The sequence below is a fragment of the Desulfomarina profundi genome, from assembly GCF_019703855.1.
Taxonomy (GTDB): Bacteria; Desulfobacterota; Desulfobulbia; order Desulfobulbales; family Desulfocapsaceae; genus Desulfomarina; species Desulfomarina profundi.
Genome location: NZ_AP024086.1, coordinates 2,517,364 through 2,542,629, shown reverse-complemented (window position 1 = coordinate 2,542,629; position 25,266 = coordinate 2,517,364). Strand labels below are relative to the sequence as shown.

The following is a 25,266-nucleotide window of genomic DNA, read 5'->3' as shown; positions in this document are numbered from 1 at the left end:
TTTCTATCTGTTGACCCGAATATAATCGGCGATAGTGGCAAGAGAATTTAAAACTTCCACACTGGTTTCCTTTGATGTGATACGGACACCGAAATGGGTCTGGATGAGAGACACGATTTCAACTGCATCCAGGGAGTCCAGTCCAAGAATTGATTCAGGGCCGATCAGGGGCGAATCGCAGTTCATATCTGCTGCGTCTTCTTTGTCTCGCTCACAAGTTGAAAGTATCAGATCCAGCAGCTCCTTTTCAAGGCCCTGAATGTCCTTGTACGCCATTTTTTCTCCAGAAAACGTTTATTATCATTATTTCACCCATGGGGCATTGGGAACGATATCCATATACTCTATTTTAAATAAGTTTGCCATGGGCTATCCCTTTCCGGCAATATGCCTGATCGTTTTTAAGAGCTGATATCACTCTGAATGGTGATGGTTGTGGGTAAAATATGCACACTGCCCTGGTTGATACCGGAAAAAACGGAACATATTTTCCGTACTAAATATATATCATAATAAGATCAATAAGTTATGCTGCCCCCGGTTTCGGATCGTTTATTGCAGAAAAAAATATACCGCAATGTGCCTATGCGGCCAGTTCCTGTATTCATGTATCCAGCCGGAGTCACGCTTTTTTAATCCGGTAGTGCCAATATAGCCTCTACTGCCGAACTGTTTCAACAAAATGGATTTGTAACGTTGAATACTAATTTAAAGTGCAGGCGCCACCATTTTACAACTGGAGGAACCATGATGAATTACATTTTCAAGGGAAGACTGCAAGGACGGATTTGTGAGCAGTGTCTGGAACCACTGGCCGGTCTAAAGGTTCGCCTTTACAGAGCCGGAAAAGGGCAGAATGTGACAGCTTTGGCCTCTGTGGCGCCAAAGGAAACCTTCAGTATTTTAACCGATCAGGATGTGAGGGGAAAGCAAAACAATCTGCTTGCAGAAACGGTGATGGACGGGCAGGGTAATTTTGTGTTTGATCTGGGAGAAGAAGAAAAATACGCTGGAGAGGCATTTGAAGTGGACGTTTATTGCGAAACAGTTCCAGGCAGACAACCTGGAAAGATTAAATACCCACCCGTCCAGTTCAGTATAACTATTTTGCAACCACAATGGCGTGATTGGGAGAACGGTCTAATTGCAGCCTGGGATTATACAGTTCCTTCTCGTTTCTGGTGTGGGATACGGGCTCGTTTTGGGGCCTGGGTGATATGTGGGATTGTGACTGTTTGTGAGACACAGATTCCGGTGCAGGGAGTGAGGGTAAGGGCTTTTGATGTTGACTGGCTTCAGGATGATGAACTGGGAACAGCTCTTACCGATGGAGCCGGGAAATTTCGTATTGATTATGGTACTGAAGATTTTAAGGAGACACCGCTTTCGCCCTGGATCAACTGGGAAATGATTGGTGGTCCTGATCTTTACTTCAAGATCGAGACTCCCTCCGGTACGCTGCTGCAGGGCGAATCTCCAGCCAGGGGGAGAAACGTCGACAGGGAAAATGCCGGGCCCTGTTTCTGTGTACAGCTTTGCCTGAAAGACGTTCCGGAGCAAGTGCCGACTGATCACACCTATCCGCTTTTTACCAAAGTTGGCAGCTATCGCATCACTACGGATTTCACCGCATCCGGTTTGACACAATCTGGAAACTATGCGTTTACTGATACTCTTTCCCTGAGAGGTATTTTGCCGGATGGGGGAGATTCATTGGCTATGGAGTACCGTTTTCGTTTCGGCAGGTACAGTGGGGGTACTTTGGGAAGTCTGGAAGATGTTGACTCTGGAATGATAGTTCCGACTGTTATCGGACAGATAGAATTCTGGCGTTTTAACGGGTTGTTGGGAGTGTGGGAAATCGATTCAGAAGATTACTGGATTAACAACCCCGGTGCAACCCACAATATTCCCGTCAAACCAGGGGGGTGGATTGAAGTACCGAGGGAAAATGATATCGGCCTTCCACCGGCACCAGGGGCAGGTAAATTTGTGCCGAACAGCTGGTTGATAAAATTGAACAGCAGAAAACTTGTTGATGAATTTTTCGATCTCACTTCTTCGCCTTCCCAGCATGCCGGGGATGCGGTTCCTCCAGGTAAAAAACCTGAAACCCATACTTTTGCACTGACATTTGAAGCCCGTACAGTTGGGTCGACAATTGTCAGTGACACCAATACGCTGGATAAAATAATCATCAGTAATCTTCACTATAAATATAATCTTCATCCGGGATGGGCACCAGCTACACCAACGCGGCGGGCGGTCTGTATGCTGGATATAAAAGAGATGGTTGACCATGGAAGCGGATGCGGAACACTGAGCAATGACCTGGGAGCCCTGTTTACTGTGTATCATCCGTTTGCTGAGCAGGTCAGTGTTTATTTCGAGGGGAACCCTCCTTTACCTCCGTCTTTCGCTCCTGTTTTAGCGGGTGGTGAGGCTGTGTCCGGCAGCATAGGCCATCATTTTGATATATCCGCGTTGCTCCCCTGTGCCTATATTATATGGCTGCGGGTTGATCTTAATCTGACAAGAGGGTGGGGGAGGATTTCAGACTATCGAATATGGGATCATATTGCGTTTTGTACAGCATGAAAAAATCCCTGTCCAGATAGATGAATCCCTTGAACAGAATCGAGGGATTCATCAGCATTTTTTCCATAAGAAAATCTTTTTATCCATCTTACAGCTTCCAGTCGTAAAAACGCAGAAACCGGGCAAAATCATTCATATCAGATGCCTTGCGGTTCCATGGAAGGAGGCTGGTATAAAACGAATTCCCTGTTTCGGCAGTCCTGCCATATTCCTTATCCATTCCCACGAACAGATCCAGACTTACCAGGCTGAGCAGCAGTGTTTCCCAGGGTTTTATTGCACCCTTTACGTGTCCCCGCAGGGGCCAGGTGTCGTAGTACATGCTGGTGAATTTCCCATCAGAAAGCTGCAGGGATTTTAATATTGCCAGCGGGAGCAGTCCTGCTGTTACCGTATGGAATTTATTTTCAGCATGTGGCGGGACAATCTCAATGTTCATAACCCTGTGCACTTCCGGGCGGATGGAGATTCTCAGTTCACTGTCAGGGTAATCTATGGTCAAACGGGCGGGCAATATTTCTCCATAAATGGGTTGTTCTTTTATCGGCCAGCTGTCTGGATATGCCTGCCGTGGGAGAAAACTGGTTGCGGTAATGGATACGTAACATCCACAAGTATTTGCCGTGGTGACCAGTACAGGGTGCCTGTTCCTGTCAACAGTGATGATGACGAGAATACCCACATTTTTTCCTGTGGCCAGATGGAAGGGAAAAAGACTGAACGGAATTTCAGGAAAGTGAATCCGGTAAATGAGATTGGTGTATTCGGCCCTTTCCGTGGAAAAAGAATGGGTATCAAACTAAACAACCACCCACTTGAAGTGGGTGGGTTTAATCTTCGCGGACTGAAAGTCCAGCAATACCGGCAGGCTCACGCAGCCGGTTATTCAATATCAAATTTGTCATCGGGATCTCTTTCAAAGTGATGAGCCAGATACTCCTGGATCATTTCTTTGGTCAGCTCCCCCGATGTTACACAAAAGTAACCACGAGCCCAAAAATGTCGCCCCCAATAGCGCTTTTTCACATGCGGAAACTCTTCAAATATCTTGCGGGACACCCTTCCTTTGACCCTACGCATTATCTCAGAGGGAGAAATAGTCGGAGGAGCAGAAACAAGAATATGCACATGGTCTTTACTAACCACGCCCCGCAGAATCTGGATTTCAAATCGTTCACATGTTTGACGGACGAGCTCCCGAACACGAAGAGCGAGGTCTCCCTGAAGCATGTGATACCGATACTTCGTGACCCAAACAAAGTGATACTCGATTTTAAAGTTCGTATGACTCCCTTGGCGATATTTCATACGGAGGCATTATAAAGCAACCGCTAGCAAAATGCTATTCGCCTAAAAGGCGAAGGTTTTAACCTTCAACAGAAACAATAAATAACGGGAGTTTTCGGATCAATAAATATCTCGGATTCTTTGCTGTTTCCACGCACGCGAACCTGACCCGGTCTATTGTATGTCTGTTGCCATTTATGGATTAAGAAGGAGGGAAAGAGAGTATTTGTGGTTTGCTGTTTTTCCGGGCGAACGAGGCGGATGTTATCAAACCGGTAGAGCTGTTTCGATGAACAACCTGTCAACAGGAGAGTACTGAAAAGAAGAAAAATGATAAAGCTGAAAACATGGTTCATGGAAGACCTCGGCCAGGATACAGGAGAGTGAAGCAACAAACATTTTAAGGCATAAGTGTTCCCGGCGCAACTTTCTTTCACGGGTTGAATTATGAATTGAATGTTGCTAATATATGTAACGTGTGTTGCATATTTATTGCTGGAAACTGATGCAGTTGAGAAAACCGGTTCAGTTGAAAATGGAAAAACAAAGGAAAAGTGAAAAGCAGGAATGGCTCCTTTTTTTCTATTCAATCCCGGCAAGACCTCCGGGGGTAGGACGAAAATATGGCGTAAACTTGCCAGGATAGGGGCAGTCAGATTAAAGAGTGCAGTCTATGTTTTACCATACAGTGAAGAACATCATGAAATACTCCAGTGGTTGATTGCAGAATTGTCTTCTCTTGGCGGGGATGGTGCCCTGGTTCGAACGGGAACGGTTGAACCGTTTTCGTCAAACGAGCTGGTTGAGTTGTTTAATGACAGGTGTATTGAACTGTATGGTAAACTTTCTGGCCGCCTGTCCGGTCTGGAACAGAAGCTTGAGCTGATCAGCAGGGAAATGCAGGTTGGCCGCAGGGCTGATTTAGTTACTGAGATGAATAAATTGCGGAAAGAACTCAACCGGATCAAAAAGCATGATTTTTTCGGGACAAGTATGGGGCGTGATCTGGACGAAAGATTGAGAACTATCAAAAAAGCTGCCGACAGATTGAGCAGAAAAGGGGATAGTACTGGTTCAGGGTCTTACCAAATTCCCCGTTGCAGGCGTGAAAACTACCAGGGAAGGGTCTGGGTGACCCGAAAAAATCCTTTCGTGGACAGGATGGCATCCGCCTGGCTGATCCGGAAGTTTATCGATGGCAACCCGGAATTTGAATTTATTGCAGGAGATTTTCAGCAGAAAGACGAAAAAAAGATCGCCTACGATATTAAGAATGGAGAATTTACACATGTCGGTCCGCTCTGTACTTTTGAGGTGCTTTGTGAGTCTTTCGGGCTGACGGATCACTCAGTCAGCCGGATAGGCCGCATCGTTCATGAAATCGACCTGGCTGATGGAAAGTACGGGCGTCAGGCTGCGGAGGGTGTGGAGCTTGTTCTTTCAGGTATCAGAAAAGTATCGATATCGGATATGGAGGCTTTGGAAAAAGGTATAGAAATTTTTGAAGCTTTATATGTGTCTGTTTTACCAGTTTGAGTTTTCAGTGTAATCAGAAGAATCTTTTATTCAAAAGGGAGGATGAAATGCCACCGATAAAAAAGCATGTGGAGAAAAGCCTTGCAAGAACGGGGAAGGAATACAGGGAGGTCCATGAATGGATAGATGATCCGGATAAAAAAAACGAAAGACACGATATTACAAAAATACCAGATACATTTCAAATGTTTAAGGAAAAATATGGCGAAGAGGGCGCCAGGGAATATGTCCAGCACCTCAGTGATGATCTTAAAGGGCGCTTTGGTCATGTAATGGAGGATTTTGAAGAAGCCATGGCCTCTGCTCTCACCTATTTTGGTTCCAGGTAGGATTTTCGGATTCCATGCACGGTGGATAGTATCGATTCTTGTGTTGTTTGCTATTCTGTTTAAAATAGTCACTCGATCTTGCTATTGTATCAATTTTGTTGTGTTAGCATTAAGATGTACTTTTTCATAATAATTGAGAGCCTTTTTTTATCATAATAGTCTGGTTATTTTCAATTATCTAGTGAAAACAACTACATATAACTATTGCGCAAATTTTTGGTGGAGTTTTGTTGGCAATCAGACAATAAAGAGCGAAAGTTCGAGATTTTAAGCTCAATGCCTAGTATACATATGGAGCTTAATTGAAGTCAAGAAATAATAACGTAAAACCGCAACTCATCACCATGGCCGGGGCAAAATGCACACAACCATGATACCACCGTTGTATTATTAACATATTGAAATCGCATTAAAATTACGTGAAATGCAGTGAATTTAGATATAAATCCCACAACTAATATGTGAAGGTGTGTTGGTGCAGATGGCTCAGGGTTTTAAAGCTAATTGAGGTGTTTTCAGGAAAAAGGCTATCCACGATTACGGGCCAGTGCAATAATGCACAGTAGTATTCCAAACCCGGAGAGTGCGCCCGCCTCGGGCAGTATGGAAAAGAGATCCCCCTGGCGGAGGAGCAGATCATAAAACCCGGCCTGGCCCCAGTAGAGAGGGGAAAGGATTGACAGGGGCCTGATAAAGTCGGGCAGGGCGTAGACCGGAACCAGGACTCCACCTATGGCGGCGGCGATGACAATTGAGACGGGGGCAAACATGGAGACCTGTTCATAGGTCCTGCAGAACGTGCCGAGAAAGATCCCGTAACCGTTGGCGGCACAGATTACAGCCAGAAGGACAACGGCAAAAGCGAGGGGTTCTGTGCCTGCATCGAATCGTTCGACCCCGAAAAGGGGCAGGATATACCAGCTTGCAAGAAGAATAACAGCGAACTGGGAGAGACTTATCAGTGTAAAGGCTGTCAGTTTACCGGCCATGACGGTGAAGTAGCTTACAGGCATGATTCTGAGCCGTTTCAGTGTGCCCGAGTTCCGTTCTGAAATGATTGAACCCGCAAGGGGGAGAACAATAAAAAAGATCCCGAAAATGGTCCATGCCGGTACATTCTGCTGTACAGGTGTCGGTTGTACGGAGAATCCCATTTTCGTTGCAAAGCGTTGTTCTATGTGGGTAAATGTGGAATCGGTAAAAAGTTCAGGTATTGAAAAATCGGCGGTTGAAAGGGGGTTGGGCGCTAAAGACTTCATGCCGGGTGGAAGAGACGCTTGAATTTTTTCCGGAAGCAGGGCAAAGAATTTTTTTACCGTCAACTGTATTTCCTGCCCCTTGATGATAGCCTGCAGGGAAGAATTGAGTGCTGCCCGGAAACTGCCCTGAACCGTGGGGTCAAACCAGACCGTGATGGCCGGCTTTTCCACTTGCGGTTTCTGTCCTGTTGCCGGGAATAATTTCTTTCTGGCGAGAAAATCGCTCTTTTTCTCGATGTCGCGACTGAGATGTTCCGGCAGAACGATGGAAAAATGAAATTGACCTCCGGCCACCAGTTTCTCGGCCTGCCCGGGAGTCACCGGTTTACCTTCCAGTGTTTCGATCAGTTTGAAGTTGGAGCTGTTGAGCAGTGTTTTTTTTATTTCTTTTGCCACAAACCCCCCGTCCCTGTCCACAAATAGAATTTTGGCTGAGGTTGTGGTGACCTGATCCTGAATAAGGGTAATGATAATCACCAGAAAGGCTGGCATGATAAAGAGGAGAATGAGCCCGGCCCGGTCCCTGGTGAGGAGAAGCAGTTCTTTGTTGATGGAGGCAAGGAGTTTCATGGCTGGTTAAAAATCCCTGAGGGCTTTTCCGGTTCTGGCAAAAAAGAGTTCCGAGAGATCAGAGCAGCCGGGGCTCTCACTTACAAGGGTGGCGGGGTTTCCCTGGCAGATGATTTTTCCCTGGTCTATAATGGCGACTTTTTCGCAGATTTTTTCTATCTCTTCCATATAATGTGTTGTGTAAATCATGGTCATCCCCTGTTCATGGAGAAGCAGGAGTTTTTCCATAATGAGGTTTCTCGATTGGGCGTCAATGCCCACCGTGGGCTCATCGAGGAAGAGCAGGTCAGGTTTATGGAGAAGCCCCGCAATCAGATTGATTCTTCTCTTCATGCCGCCGGAATAGGTTTTGATTCTGCTGTCCGCTTTTTCCCCGAGGCCGAACATTTTGAGATAGTGATCCGTTTGGGAGCGGGCCTTTTTTTTCTTCAGTCCATAGAGGCTTGCAAAATAAGACAGGTTTTCCCTGCCGGTCAGGTTTTCATACAGGGCGGTTTCCTGGGGAACCAGGCCTATTTTCGGGCGGATACTGTCCGGATCCTGCACCATGTTAACATTCTCAAAAAACAGATCACCCTCAGTCGGGGAAAGAGGGTGGAGAGGATGGAAATGAGAGTTGTTTTTCCGGCGCCGTTCGGGCCGATAAGGCCAAGCAGCTCTCCTTTTCTGATGGTAAGAGAAATATGATCCAGGGCCGGCCCCGGTGTCTTCGGGTAGGTCATGGACACATTTTCTGCTGTCAGGAGGATATTTCTCTTTCGGCTGTTCATAGGGCGGCAATTTCTCCCAGTTCCCGGTAGATGGCTGTCTCCTGTTGTGCACATTCCCGCAGCATGTCTGCCAGTCTGTCATAGACATCTTCATCCTTTGCCCTGCCCTTGCAGACTCTTGCTCCAAGGGTGGCAAAACCCCGCCATTTATCTCCCGTGAGAGTCATTTGATTCGAGAGCCTTGCAAGTTCCTGTTTTTCAAGAACGGCGGCTGCTTCCTGAAGAAACGCCGCGTAAATAAAGCGGAATCCTCCGCCGCCCGTGCCGATTTCCTCCTGCATCCGTATAAGTTGACCAAGATGGAGGGCCGCGTTTTCGGCTCCAAGTTTTTTCGGCCAGCCGGCCAACCTGTTTGCCAGGAAATTGATTCCCCGGACCCCGAGAAAAGGAACCGGGGTTTTCAGCATGATTTTACTGACTGAGGTAATCCCTGTTGCCACGGCTTGTTGTATATCCGGAGAGTCTGGGACATGTTCAAGGTAATACATGGCCCCTTTTGGTGCCAGGGCACCTTTGGCAAAACGTGCCTTGATGAGATCGCTCCTGTGGCAGCGGACAAGATCGTCAAACACGGGATCGCTGATGATATAATCACTTCCCTCCCTGCCGAGGACGACAAGATTGTGCATGTTAAAATGAAAACGAAAAGCAGGCGGGAAATAGGGCAGCCAGTAGGCCCCGGTCTGACAGCCCACGGGAATCCCCTGGTCGAGCTTTTTGTCCAGTTCGTCCATTGCCTTTGCGGGGGATCGGAACTTTTTTCGTCTGACTGTCACACCCAGCCGTTTACTGACCTTGTTGAAAATAGTTCCCACTGAACACCTGAAAGTGGTCAGTGGCAGTTTGTTGACGCGGATAAAAGGCAGGTAACCGAAAAACAATCCGTCGCCGATGCCGAATGCCAGAGCCTCCGAGCAGTCAACACCGTAAAAATAAAGAAGATTGGAGGTGACGCCGCTTTCACAGTGGGCGGATTGTCTGTGGTGAAATTCTATCATTTGTATATTGGAAAGTCGTCTTGTTATGTCAATCGGTTCTTTACCTGCTGGTGTGAAAATGATTCCGGGAGGTTGAGTAGTTCATCCATGGAAATACCAAAAACAGAGCAGTATTTTTGTAAAATTCTGGTCGGCAGTTTATGAAAAACAGCCGGTTTCATGTGTCTGCGTACCCGCCATCTCGGCAGGGAAACATATTTGGCAAGAAGAGTCAGGTCCATCTGGTGTTTTACCTGGTAGTAAGCAAGGGGGCTGACCTTTCCCTTTTTGGCCAGGGTGTACATTTTTTCAGCTTCGCTGCTGATCACTTCCCACGCCTGATCATTAACAATATTTTTGGCTTCCCATCCAAGGCTGGGTACAAGTCTGTAGCGACCGTTTTCATCTACGGCATAGCAGATTTCATGGCCGTGATCGGCGATCATACCGTTATCCTGGGGAACTTCGTCAATCTTCATAAAAAAATGCTTTCATAATTTTTCAGTCTGCACAATATGATTTTAGAATACGCCCGGTAAAAGGCACATCTTCAGGCTCACAAATGCTTGGCTGAGTTTCGTCTGTAATCAGGCAGCGTGTTGTTGATAATTGCATCAAATTCAAGAAAATAACAATAAATTGTTTGTAAAGTGTGGTAAAATATGCTTTTGCTTTTTGTTTACGGTGTATGCTGTTTTTTGAATTATTTTAACTTTTCTTTCAACATATTACTGAAATCACAATCACAAAACCGTCACGAATTCTGGTTTACTGTTGGCAGGGGGTGGGATCCTGCCATTTCAGTAAGGGCACTGACAAGGAATTATTTATGGTTCGTGGAGCAGTTTTCATTCTCTGTACATTTCTCTTGATCTGCTTTTCCTGGAGAGCTTTGAGAGATTTCAGGGTACATGGTTTTTATCGTTTTTTTGCCTTTGAAGGAATTGTGGCCCTTCTCCTTCTTAACCAGCCTGTCTGGTTTAAAAGACCCTTCAGTCCGGTACATTTGCTGGCCTGGCTGTTGTTGGCCCTGTCGATTGTTTTTATTGTTTTATCCCTGAAGAAACTCAAGGAAGAAGGAGGGCATGGCCATCGAGGTGATATGCCGGGTAACCATGACTTTGAAAATACGGTCAATATTGTTGAAACCGGATTGTACCGTTTTGTTCGCCACCCCATGTATGCTTCCCTGCTGTTCCTCGGATGGGGGGCATTTCTTAAACGGATTACCCTGTTGAACATATGCCTGATCGGCTTGGTGACGCTTTTCCTTTTTGCGACGGCCCGGGTTGAGGAGGATGAGAATATCAGGTTTTTCGGGACCTCTTATGAGGATTATATGCGACGGACAAAAATGTTTATTCCCTGGGTGTTGTAATAAAATCAGGGCCCTGAATATCCCAAAAATTTGTTTTGCAAGATTAAGTTATTTTGGAGTCACTATGGAAAAACAGTATAAGTCACTCTATTCTTCTCTTACAAACACCTGCCTGGGTCTGACAGTGGAGAAAAGGGATAGCGGGAAGACTGTTGTGCGGGGGAGTTTTCTTTTTTCCCGCGACTATGCCGGTTTTGCCGGTCATTTTCCGGGCCATCCCATTCTGCCTGCTGTCATGCAGCTTGGTATAGTCCGCTTTCTGGCGGAAGAGAGTCTTGGTCAACGTCTCAAGCCGCAGACATACAGTCGTACGAAGTTTCGCGGTATGATAGTTCCGGAACAGCAGGTTGAGGCAGAGATCGTATTACAGGAGCAGGAAGAAGACGGCTGGCACGGGAAGTTTTTCCTGGAAGGTGAAGCCGGAGTTATTGCCAGTGGACAGTGTGTCTTTGTGCAGGTTGGAACAACAGAAGGTGGACAGGATTGACTATGGGTTTTTCCAGAGAATATTTTCCAGCTGTTGAGGGTGACCCGCCGCCCCTGTCAACCGAATGTGAGCGGCGGGTCCGTTTTGAGGAAGTTGACGGTTTGAGTATGGTCTGGCACGGACGATATCCCAGTTACCTGGAGGATGGTCGTATACGTTTCGGGGATGTTTTCGGTCTGACTTATCACAGTTTCAGGGAAAACAGAACAGTTGCTCCGGTCGTCCAGATGCACCTGGATTATAAGGTTCCCCTGCGTTTTGATGAGACCATGAAAATTAGAACAACCCTGCACTGGACAGATTCGGCCAAATTGAATTTCTCCTATATGATTTATAATGCGAAAGGGGCTGTGGCCGCATCGGGCTATACCGTCCAGCTGCTCACCGAGGTCGATGGAACTGTTCTCTTGGTTGTCCCGGAATGGCTCCAGCAGTTCAGGAACAGATGGCGAACCGGGGAGTTTGTACTATGAAACGAAGAGTTGTGGTGAGCGTAGGAGATACATTAACTCCTCTTGGAAATCTTCGGGAGACCTGGGACGGCCTTATTGCCGGGGAAAGTGGTGTTGTTAAACAGCCTTTCGGGTCCCTTGCCGGGGAGTGGCCGCTTGGGATCATTCCGGAGACGGGTGTCGGGCCGGAACCCTATGGCCCCGGTGACTGGCAACGCCTTCGTGTCGTGCTTGACCGCCTTTTTGGCTCTCTACCTGGATTACCTTCTGAAACACGCCTGTTCTGCGCCACAACAAAGGGTGCCATAGATGAGTGGTTGCCGGGAAAGGGGAGAAACAAGGGTAATCCCTGGCAGGTCGCCGACTATCTTTGTGGAATTCTGGGGCTGGAAGATGAGGCTACAATGGTCAGCGGCGCCTGTGCTTCAGGCAGCCTTGCTGTAATTCAGGGCGGACTGGCTGTAAGTTCAGGTGAGTGTGACCGGGCACTTGTTGTCGGTTTTGACCTGGTGGCGGAGTTTGTACTAGCCGGGTTTGACAGCCTGAAGGCCCTGTCCCCCGATGCGGCAAAGCCCTTTGACAGAAATCGTCGTGGGCTCTGTCTCGGAGACGGAGCGGGCTGGTTGCTGCTGGAGGCGGAAGAGGTGGCAGACCTGGCTTCGTGTGATTTCCGGGCCTGTCTTTCCGGCTGGGCTGTTTCCTGTGACGCAACCCATATCACGGCACCCTGCCGGTATGGCAGTGGTCTGAAACAGGCTTTTGACACGCTTTTTCAAGAAGAGGTTGTTCCTGTCGGCGGCATTAACGGGCATGGAACAGGGACAGTATACAATGATGCCATGGAACTGCTTGCCTTTATGGAAAAATGCGGGGCGGGGGTCCCGGTCTGTTCAGGTAAGGGTGCTCTTGGGCACAGTCTTGGCGGCACCGGAGTTGTGGAGGCGCTTATCAGCACTTTGAGCCTTGAACATGGGGTGTTGCCGTCCACGGTCGGTCTTGAGATCGCCGAGGAAACGGAGTGTCTGCTTTCCCCTGAACCGCTTCCCCTGCGTCACCCATCAATTATCAGCAGCAATTCCGGTTTTGGCGGAATTAATACCCTGCTCTATTTTACCTCCCTTTAAATCGATGAAAAACGGAGAAAAAAGAATACTCCTTATCCACCCCTTGGGTACAGTGCGAAAAATGCCAAGGATGATATTTCGAGGATGGCCAATATCATGCCGCCACTGGGGCTGGCCTCCATATCCGCATTTCTCAGTGAGGGAGGAATTGAAAACGATATTATCGACTGTTATGCCCATCCCGATTCGGATGGCCTGATCAGGGAATACCTGTTGAAACACAGGCCGTCCCATATCGGTTTTTCCTGTACAACCTCAAGTTTTTTTGATGGAGTCCGTCTGGCGGAAATGGCAAAAGAACTGACTCCGGAGATAACTGTTGTGTTCGGTGGAGTGCATGTTTCTGCTGTAAAAGAAGATGTTTTGCAGGAGTATCCGGTCATTGATTTCTGTGTCGTGGGAGAGGGGAAGAGGGGCTGCGGGAGCTTATAAATACAGAAGATGTTAGTAGGGTGGAAGGTATAGTCTTCCGGAACGATAGCGGGAGACCCTGTTTTAGCGGGTATAGAAAAAAACTCCTGGATCTTGATTCTCTGCCGTTTCCGGCCTATGAAAAACTTGCCGGTTACCCCGGAGTGTATAAACTGCCTATTTTCAATTATCCCAGGGTGCCGAACGGCAGCTGCATTTCGAGTCGGGGGTGTCCCTATGCCTGCAGTTATTGCGACAGATCAGTTTTCCGCAGGAGTTTTCGTTATAATTCCGCAGAGTATCTCTATGAACATGTTTCCTGGCTGAACCAACGATTCGGTATACGCCATATCAATTTTTATGACGACCAGTTCACTTTCCAGCGGCAGCGGATTATTGATTTCTGCAGGAAAATGATTGACGGGTCGCTGAAGATGACGTTCAACTGTGCAGCACGGGCAGAGCATCTTGATGAGGAACTGCTGCACCTGATGAAGGGCGCCGGATGCTGGATGATCAGCCTCGGTATTGAAACCGGGGACGAGGATCTTCTTGCCCGACACCGCCAGAACCCTGATCTGCAAATGATGAGGCAAAAGATAGAAATGATCAAGAAAGCCGGAATCAGGGTCAAGGGATTGCTGATGATGGGACTTCCCGGGGAGACGGAGCAGAGCATTCTCAAGAGTCGCAGGTATGTCTATTCTCTCCCCATTGACGATTTTAACCTGGCCAAGTTTACACCATTTCCCGGCTCACCCGTCTACCGGCAGATCAAGGAGCAGGGAGAATTACTGGGGACCTTCAATGAAGACTGGGAACGAATGGACTGCATGCAGTTCCAGTTTGTGCCGAAGGGAATTGAGCTGGAGAGAATGGAAAAGTTGTTTATCGATTTCTATAAATACCACTTCATGCGCAACAGGGTTATCTGGGGGTATATAACCATGTTGTGGAAATCCCCTGACAGTTGGGTGCGTTTTCTTTCCGGCCTTCGTTCGTTTCTTCGTTTTGCCTTTACAAACAGAAGAATGGGGTGATCAACAGCAGAATCTGAAGAGCAGTCGCAGAGCTTCATCTCCTTTATCCGCAGGGACAAAGAGATGATCATGGGTATAAGCTGCGATTATATTGGCACTGATCCCGTGTTCGCTGAGCCTTGTTGAGACGGCCGCGGTCAGGCCGACTGCTTCAAGACTGGAATGGACATTGAGGCTGATATAACTGAAGAGACCGCTGTATGGAAGGTTCAATTCATCGGCTGTATTTTTTTTAACCACCAGGGTCAAACCTTCGGATTCCATAAAAGAGGCAAGCGGTTCGGCTTCAGCGTAATCTCCATATTGTCCCCGACGATCCGACAGAACACATAGAGGTTATCATGAAGTCTGGGTGTTAAGGTCTGCAGCAGGGTTTCCAGTTCTTTTTCTCCGTCCATATTATTCCGAATAGTTGAAGGTTTATCTGAATGTCGAAAACTTTGAAGCTGACGCCGCCTGTACCGCAACGGCAGAATGAGTGATGAAGCTTTGTTCATTAATGGTTTTTTTCTTATCTTTGTTTACCTGGGAATCTGTGAAGTAGAATGACTGTTGTTTTCTGTTTTTTATTGCAGCCGGAAGGATTTTAGTGAGCGTGCAATTTTTACTGTCAGTAATATTTTTGCAATCAATTATCTTTTGTCCTTTACTATCGATCACAAAGAAATCATTTTCTGTATTATTTTTGCATTGTTCCCGGAGGTTTTCTGTGATGAGAGTTTCTATCTTCTCCGGCCGCATGACATGGACATGGCAGTCTCAATACCTATCCAGAAATAACCGAGAAAACTGATAAGTAAAACAATGAGGATAAATACTTGTTGCTGGAAAATGGTGATAAAACTATTTTTTTCATAGTCCTGAACACAATTGGTGTTCGCAGGTGCAGCAAGTGATTTTCTTGAATTCACTATGTTAAATATTTTAACTGTATTTTCATCTTGTTAATAAAAAAATAACAAATCCGATAAGGATTCAGGATAACGAACAAGAAGTATAAAACAGGGATGAAGATTTAAAACGGATTATATAGCAGAAAAGTAAAAAAGACAAATTACTGGAATGCATGGCCCCGTCCGTTTCCGGAAACATTGTGAATAATAAATCCTGCACTTCGAGAATAAAGAAAAATCTTTACACTGTAAATACGGATAATTATTATGTCATGGCACGGACTGTACAATTCACTATCCGGGTGAGATCATTCTTTCTTTATTCTCTTGCCCTGCATGATTGAGGTGAGAAATCTGTTTTTGCAGTTGAAAATATAAAAACGGGTTTTAAAATCGATGAGAATTTTTTATATGTATTTTATTCTTTGTTTAATTGTCGGAGTATATTATATCAAGTTATGAAATACCTTGCATCAGCTGACAATTTTTGTTGGTATAAAAACGTGAAGTAACAATTAATTGTTATGGTTGATTGGAAAAATATGTGAATCAGCAGTATTGTTATCTTATTGACAATAAGAAGGGGAGGAGATTGCCGTGCCTAGGACAAAATATGATCTTGATATATTGAGAAAATGTGTGAAAAGCGGTATGTCAAAAGCGGAAATAATGACTGAAATGTCCATAAAGAATCCGCCGACATTTAACAGTCTTATGCTGAAACTGATGAATACCGATAATAAGTTTTACAAGGTCAGAGAAAGCGGTAAAAAGAAAGCCGGGAAACCACCGAAAGTTATTGTAGGAAAAAGAAATACGATTACACTTTCTTCAAAAATACTTGAAGGTAGTGGTTTTGGCCCCGGTGATTCGTTTCTGGTAAAGACAGGAAAAAACAGGATAACTCTTATTCTGGAAAAAAAATAATATTGGTTTTATTTTTCTTTTACACAAATGCCCCGGTTTAAATGTATATATATGGATATTGTCTCCGGGGCTTCTGCAGAAATATTGACTGTTCTGTTATCGTTTGAATCCTCTTGTCAGTTCATGAATGGAGAGCAGGGATGCCAATAATTACGCTCAGGTTTAAGGATAAGGAAATTCGGGATTACCCGGTTGGAGTCGGTCAGACCTGCACCATAGGCCGGAAGTCAACCAATGACATAGTGATTGATAATCTTGCCGTTTCAGGTTTTCACGCAAGAATTGAATCTGTGGTATCAACTTTTATTCTGCGGGATCTGGAAAGTACCAACGGAACCTTTGTTAACAAGGAAAAAATTACCGTACACAACCTCAGGCACAGGGATGTTATTCTGATAGGAAAACATGAGTTGATTTTTGATCGTTCAGATATGAAGGAACAGAGAGGAGAAGACGATCCGTTCCAAGACGACAAGACAAGAATTCTTGATACGAATGAGTACAGGAAACTCATGAAAAATGAGGGTCAGCCAATTCCTTCAGGAGAAGAGGGACAGGAAGAAGAGAAAAAAGGTTTTTTTGCAAAATTATTCAAATGGATGACCGGCTGATCTGCTGCTTATTTTAGAAGAGTTTCCAGGTCTTTTTTGAGACTTTTGAAAAATATTCCAGGCTTGCTTCTTTTCAGATCATCCTGCAGTTCCAGCAGCAGCTTATGGTCCGGGGTGATAAGCAGTCCCTGTCTTATATAGTATCTCGCCTTTTTCATATTGAGGTTTAAAAGAGCTTTTTCCGCCTGGGCTGCATATCTGTCACTTATTGTCCGCAATCCCTGCAGTGCCCTTGGATTGTCTTTATCTATCCTGAGAATATCAGAATAATATTTATAAGCACAGTCCCCTTCAGGGGTAGAGAGCCTGTTTTTCTCCAAGGCTTCCAACGCCTTCATCTCAAAGTCTGCCAGCAAGCGGTTCTTCTTTTCCTTTATATTTACCTGAGTGGCCAGAAGAGCCCGGTCTTCCGGTATGATTACAAGGCCGGTTTGGACAAATTCGGTTGCTTTTTCAAAATTACCCGCCTGCAGTTCCAATTTGGCAAACTCATGGTATTGTCTGCCTATTTCATGAATTCCATCATGGGCTTCATGATTTTCTGGATCAAGCTCCAGTACTTTTTTGAAGTAAGTGTAAGCGGAATCATTTATTGGTTTTGTCAGCCGCTTGAGTCCATAGGCTCGGCCTGCCTTTTTAAGGAGATCTTGTATGGTATTTTTTCTGGCCGCTTCTTTTTTCTCCCGGACAATGGTTTCCTTCGGCAGGGGAGAAATACGAATTCGGCTGGTTTTTTCCGGCGGCCTGGGAGGTGCAGGAGCTATTAACACCTTGTCATCGCCGGCAGACCTGAACATGACAAAGATTGAAATAAAGAGAAGCGACACGGCAATCAGGATTTTACCCCGTGTTGAAAAGTGGAATGGAAACCTGTCATCGTTTGCTGTGGTCTCATCCATCTGCCGTTTGTGTTCCGGTGTTCTTCTGAGAATTTCCGTTTTTTCTGTATTGTCAGGTTGTGAATATTCATCTGAAATTATGGTTTCTATCTCTGTTTTTTCGCCATTCTCATAGTCCTGTACAGGACTGCTGCTGTTCCGATTATATTCATCACGGAACAGTTCCCTTATATAGTGTTTTAACTTCTGGGTATTGGGTTTTTCTATTATACTGAACAGGCACTCACTGATATCCGCAATCATCGGTGTACATGACTGGTATCTTTTACTCCTGTCTTTTTCCAGAGCCTTGTGGAGGATGTCGTATACAGGTGACGGCAGGTCGGGGGTGATTTTTTCAAGCGTGTCATATTCCACCTGCATGCATTTACGGATAAGGGTTGCCGTATCACCACTGTACATCCGTTTTCCAGACAGCATTTCGTAGAGAAGAATACCGATAGAGAAAATATCAGAACGGTGATCTATTTCCTTGCCGGTGAGTTGCTCTGGAGACATATAGGAGATCTTGCCTTTGACCACACCTATTTTGGTTCGTGTATCGCGGAGTTCCGCTCTGGCAATACCGAAATCAATGATTTTGATTTTGCCATCGAAAGTAATAAAAATATTATGGGGGCTGAGATCCCTGTGGATGATGTTGAGCGGCTGGTTCTGGAGATCTTTGAGGGAGTGGGCATACTCCATTGCTTCACAGATTTTCAGGGCAATAAGCAGACTGTTTTCAGGGCCTATTGGTTTCTTTGTTTTCCTGGCCCTGATGGCAATATTGTGCAGGTCTTTGCCAAAGAGGTACTCCATTGCGATAAAATAGGAGCCTTTACTCTCTCCAAAATCATAAACCTGGGCTATGTTTTCATGTTGCAGGAGTGCAGCGAGTCTTGCTTCGTTGATGAAATTTGTTACAATTTCAGAGTCTTGTGCGGCGTGAGGCAAAAGTTTTTTCAGGACAATGAGTTTTTCAAAACCCTGTCTGCCCTGTAGTTTACATTTATAGACTTCCGCCATCCCGCCGGTGCCGATGAGATCGAGGAGAATATATTTATTGCCGAATTGTTCCCTGTTGTTGCTGCCCATATTCCTGCAATTAGTCATTTGATAGTCATACAGTCCTGATTATCGAGTTCTATCATATCATAATTTCTTTGATTATTGGGTATTAACTTATTAATTGTATTTTAATCGGGTTGATTGATGATAGAATAAAGGTACTCTAAAGCGATGGTACTTTGGAAATATCCGATTTTCACAATACACATTGATGAAATTTCGTACTTATGCCAGGAATCCTGAAGAAGAAAAATGTCCGGTTTTTGAAATGCACAATACTATAACTGTAGAAGCATATTGTAAAACTGATCCGGGGGTCTGTCGTACCTGTAATGAAGATATCTGCCTGGTGGATCTTGAAAACAGCTGTTTTCTGGTTGCGGATGGTATAGGAGGGAGCGTCGGTGGAGATCTGGCCGCCGCATTCATGCGGGATTCTGCTGCGGAACTGTTTGCGGATGCAGGTACGGTTTTGCACCTGGAGGCGGCCCGGCGGATACGTGATATCTTTTCCCTGGCTCACAGGAAGATGAAATGCTGTATTGAAACCACACCGGCCTGTATGGGCATGGGGTGTACCGCGGAAGTGCTTCTTCTTTCCCGGGACCATTTCTTTCTCGGTCATATTGGGGACAGCCGGACTTACCGGTTTCGAAAGAGTGGACTGGAGCAATTGACCGTGGATCATTCCCTGGTACAGGAACAGCTGGATCTCGGGATTATTACCTCTGAGCAGGCAAGAAAGAGTCGATACAAAAATGTTATTCTCAAGGCTGTCGGTGGGGAGGTTCCGCCGGAAATTGACAGTCTCCACGGATCTCTGCGGACTGGTGATATTTTTCTTCTCTGTACAGACGGGTTGTACTCCATGGTTACGGATAGCGAAATTGTTTCAGTACTTGAATACGACGCTCCTCTGGCTGTCAAGGTGGAGATGCTTGTCGATATGGCTAATAATGCGGGAGGCAAAGACAATATTGGTGTAGCTCTCGTTGGCCTGACAGGATAAGGTAAACCGTAAGTGATCAGAGGCACCGCATATTCGCACGGTCGCGACTGCCCGCATAGTGGGCTATAGCAACCAGTCACGCCTGCACGAATCCACGGCACCCCTGATCACTTACAAGGGAAAGGTAGATGAAAACACAGAGTTACAAATCCTGTGACCAGTTACGGTAAACCCGGTCTAATGAAAGTTCGTTTTTATCCTCTTCTTACTGTTCTCTCCATACTGTTCCTGTTGGTGGTTACCCAGGCGATTAATGGAACCCTCAGCCTCCTTTCTTTTGAAAGACAGCAGTTTTCAACCGTTATTTCGGGGTACAACAGTGTTGGTGGGTATATTGGTCAGAAGATTGAAAGAGGACTGCAGCTTGGCAAACCGCTTACCCGTTTTATAGGTATCGAGAAACTGCTTACCCAGGCTCGGGAAATCAGCGATGATCTGGAAAATGTGACGGTAACAGACAGGGAAGGGCAGCTCATCACAGCCCTGTATGACAAGGGGGATTGGCCGGAGAATCTTTTCCACAAGGCGAACAGGGAAAGAGAGTACGAAAATTGTTTTTCCGTCGATTCTCACCATTTTCTGCGTTACGGGCTGAAGGCGCTGGATGGGGAGACGGCCGGGTATCTTGTGCTGGAATTTGCCGACAGCCGACTGCAGGACAGAAAGGATGTGATCACCGGCAGCAGCCTCACCATGCTTGCCTGGTGCACTACTGCTGCAGCCCTGGTCCTTGCCTGTGGTTTCTGGGTGTTATTTCGTTTTTCCAGGGTGTGCAGCAGAAGAAATATCACTTTCTTTCTTTTTCTGGTGCTGGGGGAGCACAACTTATCTGTTCTTTTCATAATATCACCCTCTTTCAACAGAACTATCTTGATATTACCCGGGCAAAGTCAAAGACAATAGCACGATTGTTAAAAAAGGATATAGACGGTCTGCTGCACAAAGGCTTGAAAATATCCTTTCTGGTCAATATAGAATCTCGTTTGAAGCAAACTGTTTCCAGGGTTCCCGAGCTTGCCTGGTTGACCATAGCCGACCGGCGGGGAAAGATTCTCTACCAAGCCGGAGAAGTATCATCTCTGGAGAATGAATTTAAAACAGAAATTGCCCTGGAAGACAGGGCGGGCGTTGCGGGAAAGCTTACGGTGGGGTTGGACTCCAATGTAATTGACGAGACTGTTCAGGAAATCAGTCGGGATGCCTTTACCCTTGTCGGTCTTTCGCTTTTACTGGTGATGGAGTTTGTTCTTCTTCTCTTTGCGACCCTGTTGCACCCCTTGGTGAAACAAAGGGGACAGGAGGAACTGCCTCCCCATGATTATCATATGAGAGGTGCGGTTTTTCTGTTTATTTTTGCGTCTTCCCTCTGTTATTCCTTTATTCCCCTGCATATGGATGCTATTTACCATCCGTTGCCCGGTCTTTCCAGAGAGATGGTTCTGGGTATGCCCCTGGCCTTTGAAATGCTTGGGGGAGGTCTGGTTCTTGTTCCTGTGGGATGGTGGATTGACAGGCGAGGCTGGCACCAACCGTTTCTTCTCGGATGTGTGCTTACCTGCCTTGGTATGATCTTTTCGGCACTTGCCACTGGGCCACTTCTCTTTATTGCCGCCCGTACCCTGACCGGAGTGGGGTATGGTATGACCTGGATGTCGGCCCAGGGATTTGTCCTCCTGAAACAAGATACAAAAAAGAGGGCGCTGGCCATCTCTAACGTGGTTGCAGGGATATATGGCGGTCTCATCTGTGGAAACGCCATCGGGGCACTGGTGGCCCATCGACTGGGTTTTAGAGATGTATTTTTTATCAGTGCCATTCTGCTTTTCTTCTTACCGCCCTTTATTTTTCTTTTCCTCCGTGACCGTTTCGAGGTACCTGAGACGGCTTTGCAGAAAAAAGGGGATGGGCAGACAGGTGTTCTGCAACTCCTGACCGATCCCCAGGCCCTGCTCATGTTTTTATGCAGCCTGGTCCCCTATTCCGTTATTGCAGTGGGATTACTGTATTACGTGGTGCCGATTTACCTGCACACTCTTGGTGAGGGGCAGTCTGATATTGGCCGGGTCATCATGCTCTTTGGACTCTGTATGATTTTTATTGCTCCCCGCGTCAGCAGTTTTGCAGACAGGATGGAGGATAAACGAATTTTTGTTTATGCCGGAGGCTTTCTGGGCAGCTGCAGTCTTCTGCTTTTTGCCTTTTCCGGATCCTTTTCGACAGTTGTGTTGTCGGTTGCACTTTTCGGATTGTCGGTCAGTATCAGTGCGGCTTCCCGGAATGTGATCATTCTGGCCCTGCCTGTTGCCAGGAAGTTGGGGAGTTCGCGGGTTATGGGAGTGTACAGGAGTGTGGATAAGCTGGGTCAGACCCTGGGTGGAATTGTGCCCGCCTCACTTCTGGCATATATGGATATACGTTCAGCGATGGCGGTACTGGGGGGAGTGTACATGGGATTGACTCTTCTCCTGCTGTTTCGTCTGCGGAGTGAGGCAAAACTGATAAGCTGAGAAGACTGAAGTCAGTTATAATCAGGGGTCTACCAGGAAGAATGGATCATCTGAAAGGGCTTGGTCTATAGCCGTACAGAAATTATCCAGAGATGCCCAGGCAAGGTGGCCGACCTGGTTTTTCCATTCGGTGATAATATTACGTTCCCTGAGAAATGCTATTCTTCTCCTCTGATTATATGGGGGGAAGGAACCGCTCCCGTGTCTGTCAACAGCACGGATATAAGTTGTGTAGCTGATCTGTTGCCAGCCATCGTTTTCCTTCTGCATCTGACCGCTTAATTCCATGACATGCCGGTAGGGGACCCGGTGTTCCAGTTCTACAGCATGAACAGGAGTGGAGTAAAACCCGGGCATGTCCACATTTATGACGATTCCGCCATTGCGGCAGAGGAAATCACATACACTTTGCCTGCCAAAGGTTCTTTTATAATTGAGGCCGTCCGGTAGGGAGTTTGTAATATCCAGCATGCTGTACATAGGGTCAAAAGTGCGTTTGAACCCACGTCTGCGCAGTTCTTCGGAAAACCTGCCTACCTCAGAATGGGAGTATTCACGGTGGAAAATCCGGCTCAGGTAGAAACTGTAAATGGTATATGCAGGAACCAGGAGATGGGAAGGGTTACAGTCAAGAAGACACTGGAGGAGATTATCCGTCAGTTCGCCGTAACCGATTCCCGTCCGCCGGTGGAGATGTCGGAGGCGGGCATGGACCAGTAATGGCCTTCCATGGGGAACATTCACCTGGTTAAATAGTTCATGAAGCATAAACCGGACCTGATTTCAGACACTATTTAGGAGCCGCTGCTGCAATGTCTGTAAATATTTCATCGGCGGCTCCGACAATATCCACGGAAGGATCATAGCCAATAAGCTGAGCTGTCTTCAGGTTAATAGCGATCTTGGGTGGATTCTGAAAACGTTGTGGAAGCTGACATGGTTTGGCGCCGTTAAAGATTTTTGCGATTGTTTTCGCATAAAAATCACCTATATAGCTGAAGTCGGCAAGGGAGATACTGAGTAAAACACCGTGGGCCACTTCATCGGAAAGTCCCTGGGCAAAAGTCGGAATTTTTCTGGCGATAAGGGGGGCCAGAATCTCCGGCAGGTTCGTGAGATTGACTCCGGGATGACGGACCAGGTAAACAGCATCCACTTTCGGGGCCAGGGTCTTATAGCAGTCCACCACATTTTTTTCCGCCTGTTTACGTTCGATACCGTTGAAACGGGCCTCACATTGTTCAACGTTGAAGTGGAGTCTGTCGGCAACCTCGTAGACACTGTTGACACCACTGAAGCCCCGTCCTTCCGGGGAGTCCTCATAGACAATGCCAAGTTTTTTAAATCTGAATATTTTGTGAAAAAGGGTTACCTGCCTTTTATGTCTTTCAGGGTCTACTTTGGCAATGACATGGTCGCAGCCCGAATTGTCTGCGCTCTTTATAATTCCTGAAGCAATGGGATCAGTTGTAGAACCGACGATGGTGGGGACGTGGTGATCATTGGTGGCCAGATCTTGCCCCGCCCAGGTTCCCATGGCCAGCATCAGGTCGATAGTGTTCTTGTCTGCGTTAAGTCGGTTTATCAACCTTTTCTTCAGTGCAGCGCGTTTGTCTTTGTCCCAGTCGGCACTGTACCAGCAATCTTCCGGAAATCTGATATATTTGCTTTGCATATCGTTTGCGAGCCAGTGCCACAGCTGCCTGGTGTCTTTGTCATTTGGCAGTTTCGGCAATGGGCTGGTTTCTATCCAGCCCAGGCGCATCAGTCCTTTCACCAGGGCCGCAAGAGAACGTTGGTAGGAACCGTAATCGCCACCCTGCAGATAGCCGATTGTCCATTTTTGGCCATTATTAAGCCGGGGAGTGGTGGCAAATGTATTCTTCCCAGCTGCCCGGCAGGGGGAGCCGGAATAAAGAAAGATCAGCATCAGGGTTAAAATAAAACAGGTCAGAGAGCGGGAAAACAGACGTTGCATGGAAAATCCTTATTATTGGTTGTCTTTTTGGGCGAGACAGAAACCCCTTTCCTGTAAAAAATGAAGGGAACGGCAGAGATTCATCCTGCAGGCAGTCTCTGACTTTCTGCAGAGTTCCCGCAGGTCGTTGAGCTGTACAAGGGCTCCGGCCCTGTCTTTTTTCATGAATGTTTCAGGTGCCAGGTGCATGACTTGTTTGAAATCTTCAAATGCATCCTCAAAATTAAACAATTTTCTGGAAGCCATACCCCTGTTCAGAATGGCTTCCACAAAATCGGGCTGATACTGCAATGCCTGGGTATAGGCATTTATGGCAGCTTCGTACTCACCCCTTCGATAATGGAGACTGCCCATATTATTATATGCGTCTACATATTTCGGGTTGAGTCTGAGCGCGTGCTCCAGGTCGTCGTGGGCCTTCATTTCCAGGTTCAGGTTGAGGTAGGCTATGGCCCTGCTGTTATATGTTCGGGGGTTTTGCGGGTCCAGTTCGAGGGCACGTGTGAGGTATTCAACTGCTTTTGACGGATCTGTAAAACTGCCGTTACTCCATAGGCGGATTGCCTTTTTTATCCAGACGCTGGCTGTCAGAGCCGCGCTGATAGAGGAAAAATCGTTTTGTATTTTTACTGGTCGCAGGGCAATGGAATTTCTTTTTTTGTTTCTCTGTTCCAGTATCCTGATTTTTTCGAGCAGTTCCTGTTCCCGCTGTTGGATTTCGTTGTATTTCTTCAGCAGGGTTCTGTCGGAGAGTAGTTTTTCCATGCGTTTTTTCAGTATGGATGTATCTACAGCTATCCTGGTTGACAGGATAATCCCGAAAGACTGCGGAGTCGCGTAGTTTTTAACGGAAACCACTTCGGTTTTCATTATTCCACCCGCAAGAGCTGTTACTTCGTCTTTGGAGAGAATGGCATTTTCAACGACTGACAGGCTTTCGAGGTAGGTACCGGCCTGCTCCAGAACTTCATATTTTGCCTTTGTAACTGCCGAAATAAACGCATCATCGGGGGACTGGCTGCCTGAAAATGGCTGGTCAACCTGATGGTCAAAAATTTTTTCAGCCGAGTACAGTGTCTGGGGAAGCAGAAGAAGTGTCAGGAAAAATAAATAGCTTACTGTCTTATAATGTAGCATGTTTTATTGGTGTCTGTTTTGCCGATTGTTAACTGTT

At 46.5% G+C, this 25,266-nt stretch carries 24 protein-coding genes and 2 pseudogenes; 14 read left to right on the top strand and 12 right to left on the bottom strand.

Annotation, left to right across the window (positions count from 1 at the left end):
* Nucleotides 1–3: 3 nt before the first annotated feature.
* On the bottom strand, nt 4–276 hold the full coding sequence (locus tag LO777_RS11680) for a phosphopantetheine-binding protein (RefSeq protein WP_228854074.1): 273 nt from the start codon (nt 274–276) through the stop codon (nt 4–6).
* A 471-nt stretch (nt 277–747) separates the two neighbouring features.
* On the opposite strand from LO777_RS11680, the gene LO777_RS11675 reads away from it, so the two are divergent.
* The gene (locus tag LO777_RS11675; protein ID WP_228854073.1) at nt 748–2,598 is read left to right on the top strand and encodes a hypothetical protein; all 1,851 of its coding nucleotides are present in this window, start codon (nt 748–750) and stop codon (nt 2,596–2,598) included.
* An 88-nt stretch (nt 2,599–2,686) separates the two neighbouring features.
* Here LO777_RS11675 and LO777_RS11670 read toward each other — a convergent pair whose 3' ends face one another.
* Both LO777_RS11670 and tnpA read right to left on the bottom strand, forming a co-directional pair.
* A complete protein-coding gene (locus LO777_RS11670; protein WP_228854072.1) occupies nt 2,687–3,280 on the bottom strand; it encodes a hypothetical protein in 594 nt (197 codons plus the stop codon).
* A 200-nt stretch (nt 3,281–3,480) separates the two neighbouring features.
* Nucleotides 3,481–3,906: an IS200/IS605 family transposase gene (tnpA, locus tag LO777_RS11665; RefSeq protein ID WP_228854071.1), complete on the bottom strand. Its 426-nt coding sequence runs from the start codon at nt 3,904–3,906 to the stop codon at nt 3,481–3,483.
* A gap of 546 nt (nt 3,907–4,452) precedes the next feature.
* Here tnpA and LO777_RS11660 point away from each other — a divergent pair.
* Nucleotides 4,453–5,421, top strand: a complete 969-nt coding sequence (locus LO777_RS11660; RefSeq protein ID WP_228854070.1) for a chromate resistance protein ChrB domain-containing protein — start codon at nt 4,453–4,455, stop codon at nt 5,419–5,421.
* Between the two features lie 47 nt (nt 5,422–5,468).
* Complete coding sequence (locus tag LO777_RS11655; RefSeq protein ID WP_228854069.1) at nt 5,469–5,750, top strand: hypothetical protein; 282 nt, start codon at nt 5,469–5,471, stop codon at nt 5,748–5,750.
* 527 nt (nt 5,751–6,277) lie between these two features.
* On the opposite strand, the gene LO777_RS11650 is transcribed toward LO777_RS11655, so the two are convergent.
* From LO777_RS11650 to LO777_RS11635, 4 genes and pseudogenes are all read right to left on the bottom strand, one after another.
* Entirely contained in the window at nt 6,278–7,579 is a 1,302-nt protein-coding gene (locus tag LO777_RS11650; protein ID WP_228854068.1) for an ABC transporter permease, read from the bottom strand.
* Between the two features lie 6 nt (nt 7,580–7,585).
* Nucleotides 7,586–8,301: pseudogene (locus LO777_RS11645) on the bottom strand (ABC transporter ATP-binding protein).
* Between the two features lie 44 nt (nt 8,302–8,345).
* Nucleotides 8,346–9,347: a BtrH N-terminal domain-containing protein gene (locus tag LO777_RS11640; protein ID WP_228854067.1), complete on the bottom strand. Its 1,002-nt coding sequence runs from the start codon at nt 9,345–9,347 to the stop codon at nt 8,346–8,348.
* A gap of 23 nt (nt 9,348–9,370) precedes the next feature.
* Nucleotides 9,371–9,805 (bottom strand): hypothetical protein, encoded by a 435-nt coding sequence (locus LO777_RS11635; protein ID WP_228854066.1) that lies wholly within the window; start codon nt 9,803–9,805, stop codon nt 9,371–9,373.
* A 350-nt stretch (nt 9,806–10,155) separates the two neighbouring features.
* Here LO777_RS11635 and LO777_RS11630 point away from each other — a divergent pair, with 350 nt between their 5' ends.
* The 6 genes from LO777_RS11630 to LO777_RS11605 all read left to right on the top strand — a co-directional run bounded on the left by LO777_RS11630 (nt 10,156) and on the right by LO777_RS11605 (nt 14,218).
* A complete protein-coding gene (locus LO777_RS11630; protein WP_228854065.1) occupies nt 10,156–10,704 on the top strand; it encodes a methyltransferase family protein in 549 nt (182 codons plus the stop codon).
* A gap of 64 nt (nt 10,705–10,768) precedes the next feature.
* Nucleotides 10,769–11,191 carry a hypothetical protein gene (locus tag LO777_RS11625; protein WP_228854064.1) on the top strand — a complete coding sequence of 141 codons (423 nt, stop codon included), beginning with the start codon at nt 10,769–10,771 and terminating at the stop codon, nt 11,189–11,191.
* 2 nt (nt 11,192–11,193) lie between these two features.
* Entirely contained in the window at nt 11,194–11,664 is a 471-nt protein-coding gene (locus LO777_RS11620) for an acyl-CoA thioesterase (protein ID WP_228854063.1), read from the top strand.
* The gene (locus tag LO777_RS11615; protein WP_228854062.1) at nt 11,661–12,767 is read left to right on the top strand and encodes a beta-ketoacyl synthase N-terminal-like domain-containing protein; all 1,107 of its coding nucleotides are present in this window, start codon (nt 11,661–11,663) and stop codon (nt 12,765–12,767) included. The genes LO777_RS11620 and LO777_RS11615 overlap by 4 nt, the downstream gene beginning before the upstream one ends.
* 84 nt (nt 12,768–12,851) lie before the next feature.
* Nucleotides 12,852–13,199, top strand: a complete 348-nt coding sequence (locus LO777_RS11610; RefSeq protein ID WP_228854061.1) for a cobalamin B12-binding domain-containing protein — start codon at nt 12,852–12,854, stop codon at nt 13,197–13,199.
* Nucleotides 13,200–13,219: 20 nt separating this feature from the next.
* Complete coding sequence (locus tag LO777_RS11605) at nt 13,220–14,218, top strand: B12-binding domain-containing radical SAM protein (protein WP_228854060.1); 999 nt, start codon at nt 13,220–13,222, stop codon at nt 14,216–14,218.
* Here LO777_RS11605 and LO777_RS11600 read toward each other — a convergent pair.
* Nucleotides 14,219–14,616: pseudogene (locus tag LO777_RS11600) on the bottom strand (ACT domain-containing protein).
* Nucleotides 14,617–15,708: 1,092 nt separating this feature from the next.
* Between LO777_RS11600 and LO777_RS11590 the strand changes: the two are divergent.
* Together LO777_RS11590 and LO777_RS11585 are read left to right on the top strand one after the other, a co-directional pair.
* Nucleotides 15,709–16,038 carry a hypothetical protein gene (locus LO777_RS11590; protein WP_228854059.1) on the top strand — a complete coding sequence of 110 codons (330 nt, stop codon included), beginning with the start codon at nt 15,709–15,711 and terminating at the stop codon, nt 16,036–16,038.
* A 140-nt stretch (nt 16,039–16,178) separates the two neighbouring features.
* Nucleotides 16,179–16,649: an FHA domain-containing protein gene (locus tag LO777_RS11585; protein ID WP_228854058.1), complete on the top strand. Its 471-nt coding sequence runs from the start codon at nt 16,179–16,181 to the stop codon at nt 16,647–16,649.
* Between the two features lie 8 nt (nt 16,650–16,657).
* Here LO777_RS11585 and LO777_RS11580 read toward each other — a convergent pair whose 3' ends face one another.
* Entirely contained in the window at nt 16,658–18,625 is a 1,968-nt protein-coding gene (locus LO777_RS11580) for a serine/threonine-protein kinase (protein ID WP_228854057.1), read from the bottom strand.
* A 184-nt stretch (nt 18,626–18,809) separates the two neighbouring features.
* Between LO777_RS11580 and LO777_RS11575 the strand changes: the two genes are divergently transcribed.
* The 3 genes from LO777_RS11575 to LO777_RS11565 all read left to right on the top strand — a co-directional run bounded on the left by LO777_RS11575 (nt 18,810) and on the right by LO777_RS11565 (nt 22,114).
* Nucleotides 18,810–19,607, top strand: a complete 798-nt coding sequence (locus LO777_RS11575; RefSeq protein WP_228854056.1) for a PP2C family protein-serine/threonine phosphatase — start codon at nt 18,810–18,812, stop codon at nt 19,605–19,607.
* A 180-nt stretch (nt 19,608–19,787) separates the two neighbouring features.
* A complete protein-coding gene (locus LO777_RS11570) occupies nt 19,788–20,510 on the top strand; it encodes a hypothetical protein (RefSeq protein WP_228854055.1) in 723 nt (240 codons plus the stop codon).
* A 5-nt stretch (nt 20,511–20,515) separates the two neighbouring features.
* On the top strand, nt 20,516–22,114 hold the full coding sequence (locus LO777_RS11565; protein WP_228854054.1) for an MFS transporter: 1,599 nt from the start codon (nt 20,516–20,518) through the stop codon (nt 22,112–22,114).
* 21 nt (nt 22,115–22,135) lie between these two features.
* Here the strand turns inward: LO777_RS11565 and LO777_RS11560 are convergent, their stop codons facing one another.
* The 3 genes from LO777_RS11560 to LO777_RS11550 are packed head-to-tail and all read right to left on the bottom strand — an operon-like array spanning nt 22,136 to nt 25,229.
* Complete coding sequence (locus LO777_RS11560) at nt 22,136–22,882, bottom strand: AAC(3) family N-acetyltransferase (protein ID WP_228854053.1); 747 nt, start codon at nt 22,880–22,882, stop codon at nt 22,136–22,138.
* A gap of 22 nt (nt 22,883–22,904) precedes the next feature.
* A complete protein-coding gene (locus tag LO777_RS11555) occupies nt 22,905–24,092 on the bottom strand; it encodes an ABC transporter substrate binding protein (RefSeq protein WP_228854052.1) in 1,188 nt (395 codons plus the stop codon).
* 12 nt (nt 24,093–24,104) lie between these two features.
* Nucleotides 24,105–25,229 (bottom strand): tetratricopeptide repeat protein, encoded by a 1,125-nt coding sequence (locus LO777_RS11550; protein ID WP_228854051.1) that lies wholly within the window; start codon nt 25,227–25,229, stop codon nt 24,105–24,107.
* Between the last annotated feature and the right edge of the window lie 37 nt (nt 25,230–25,266).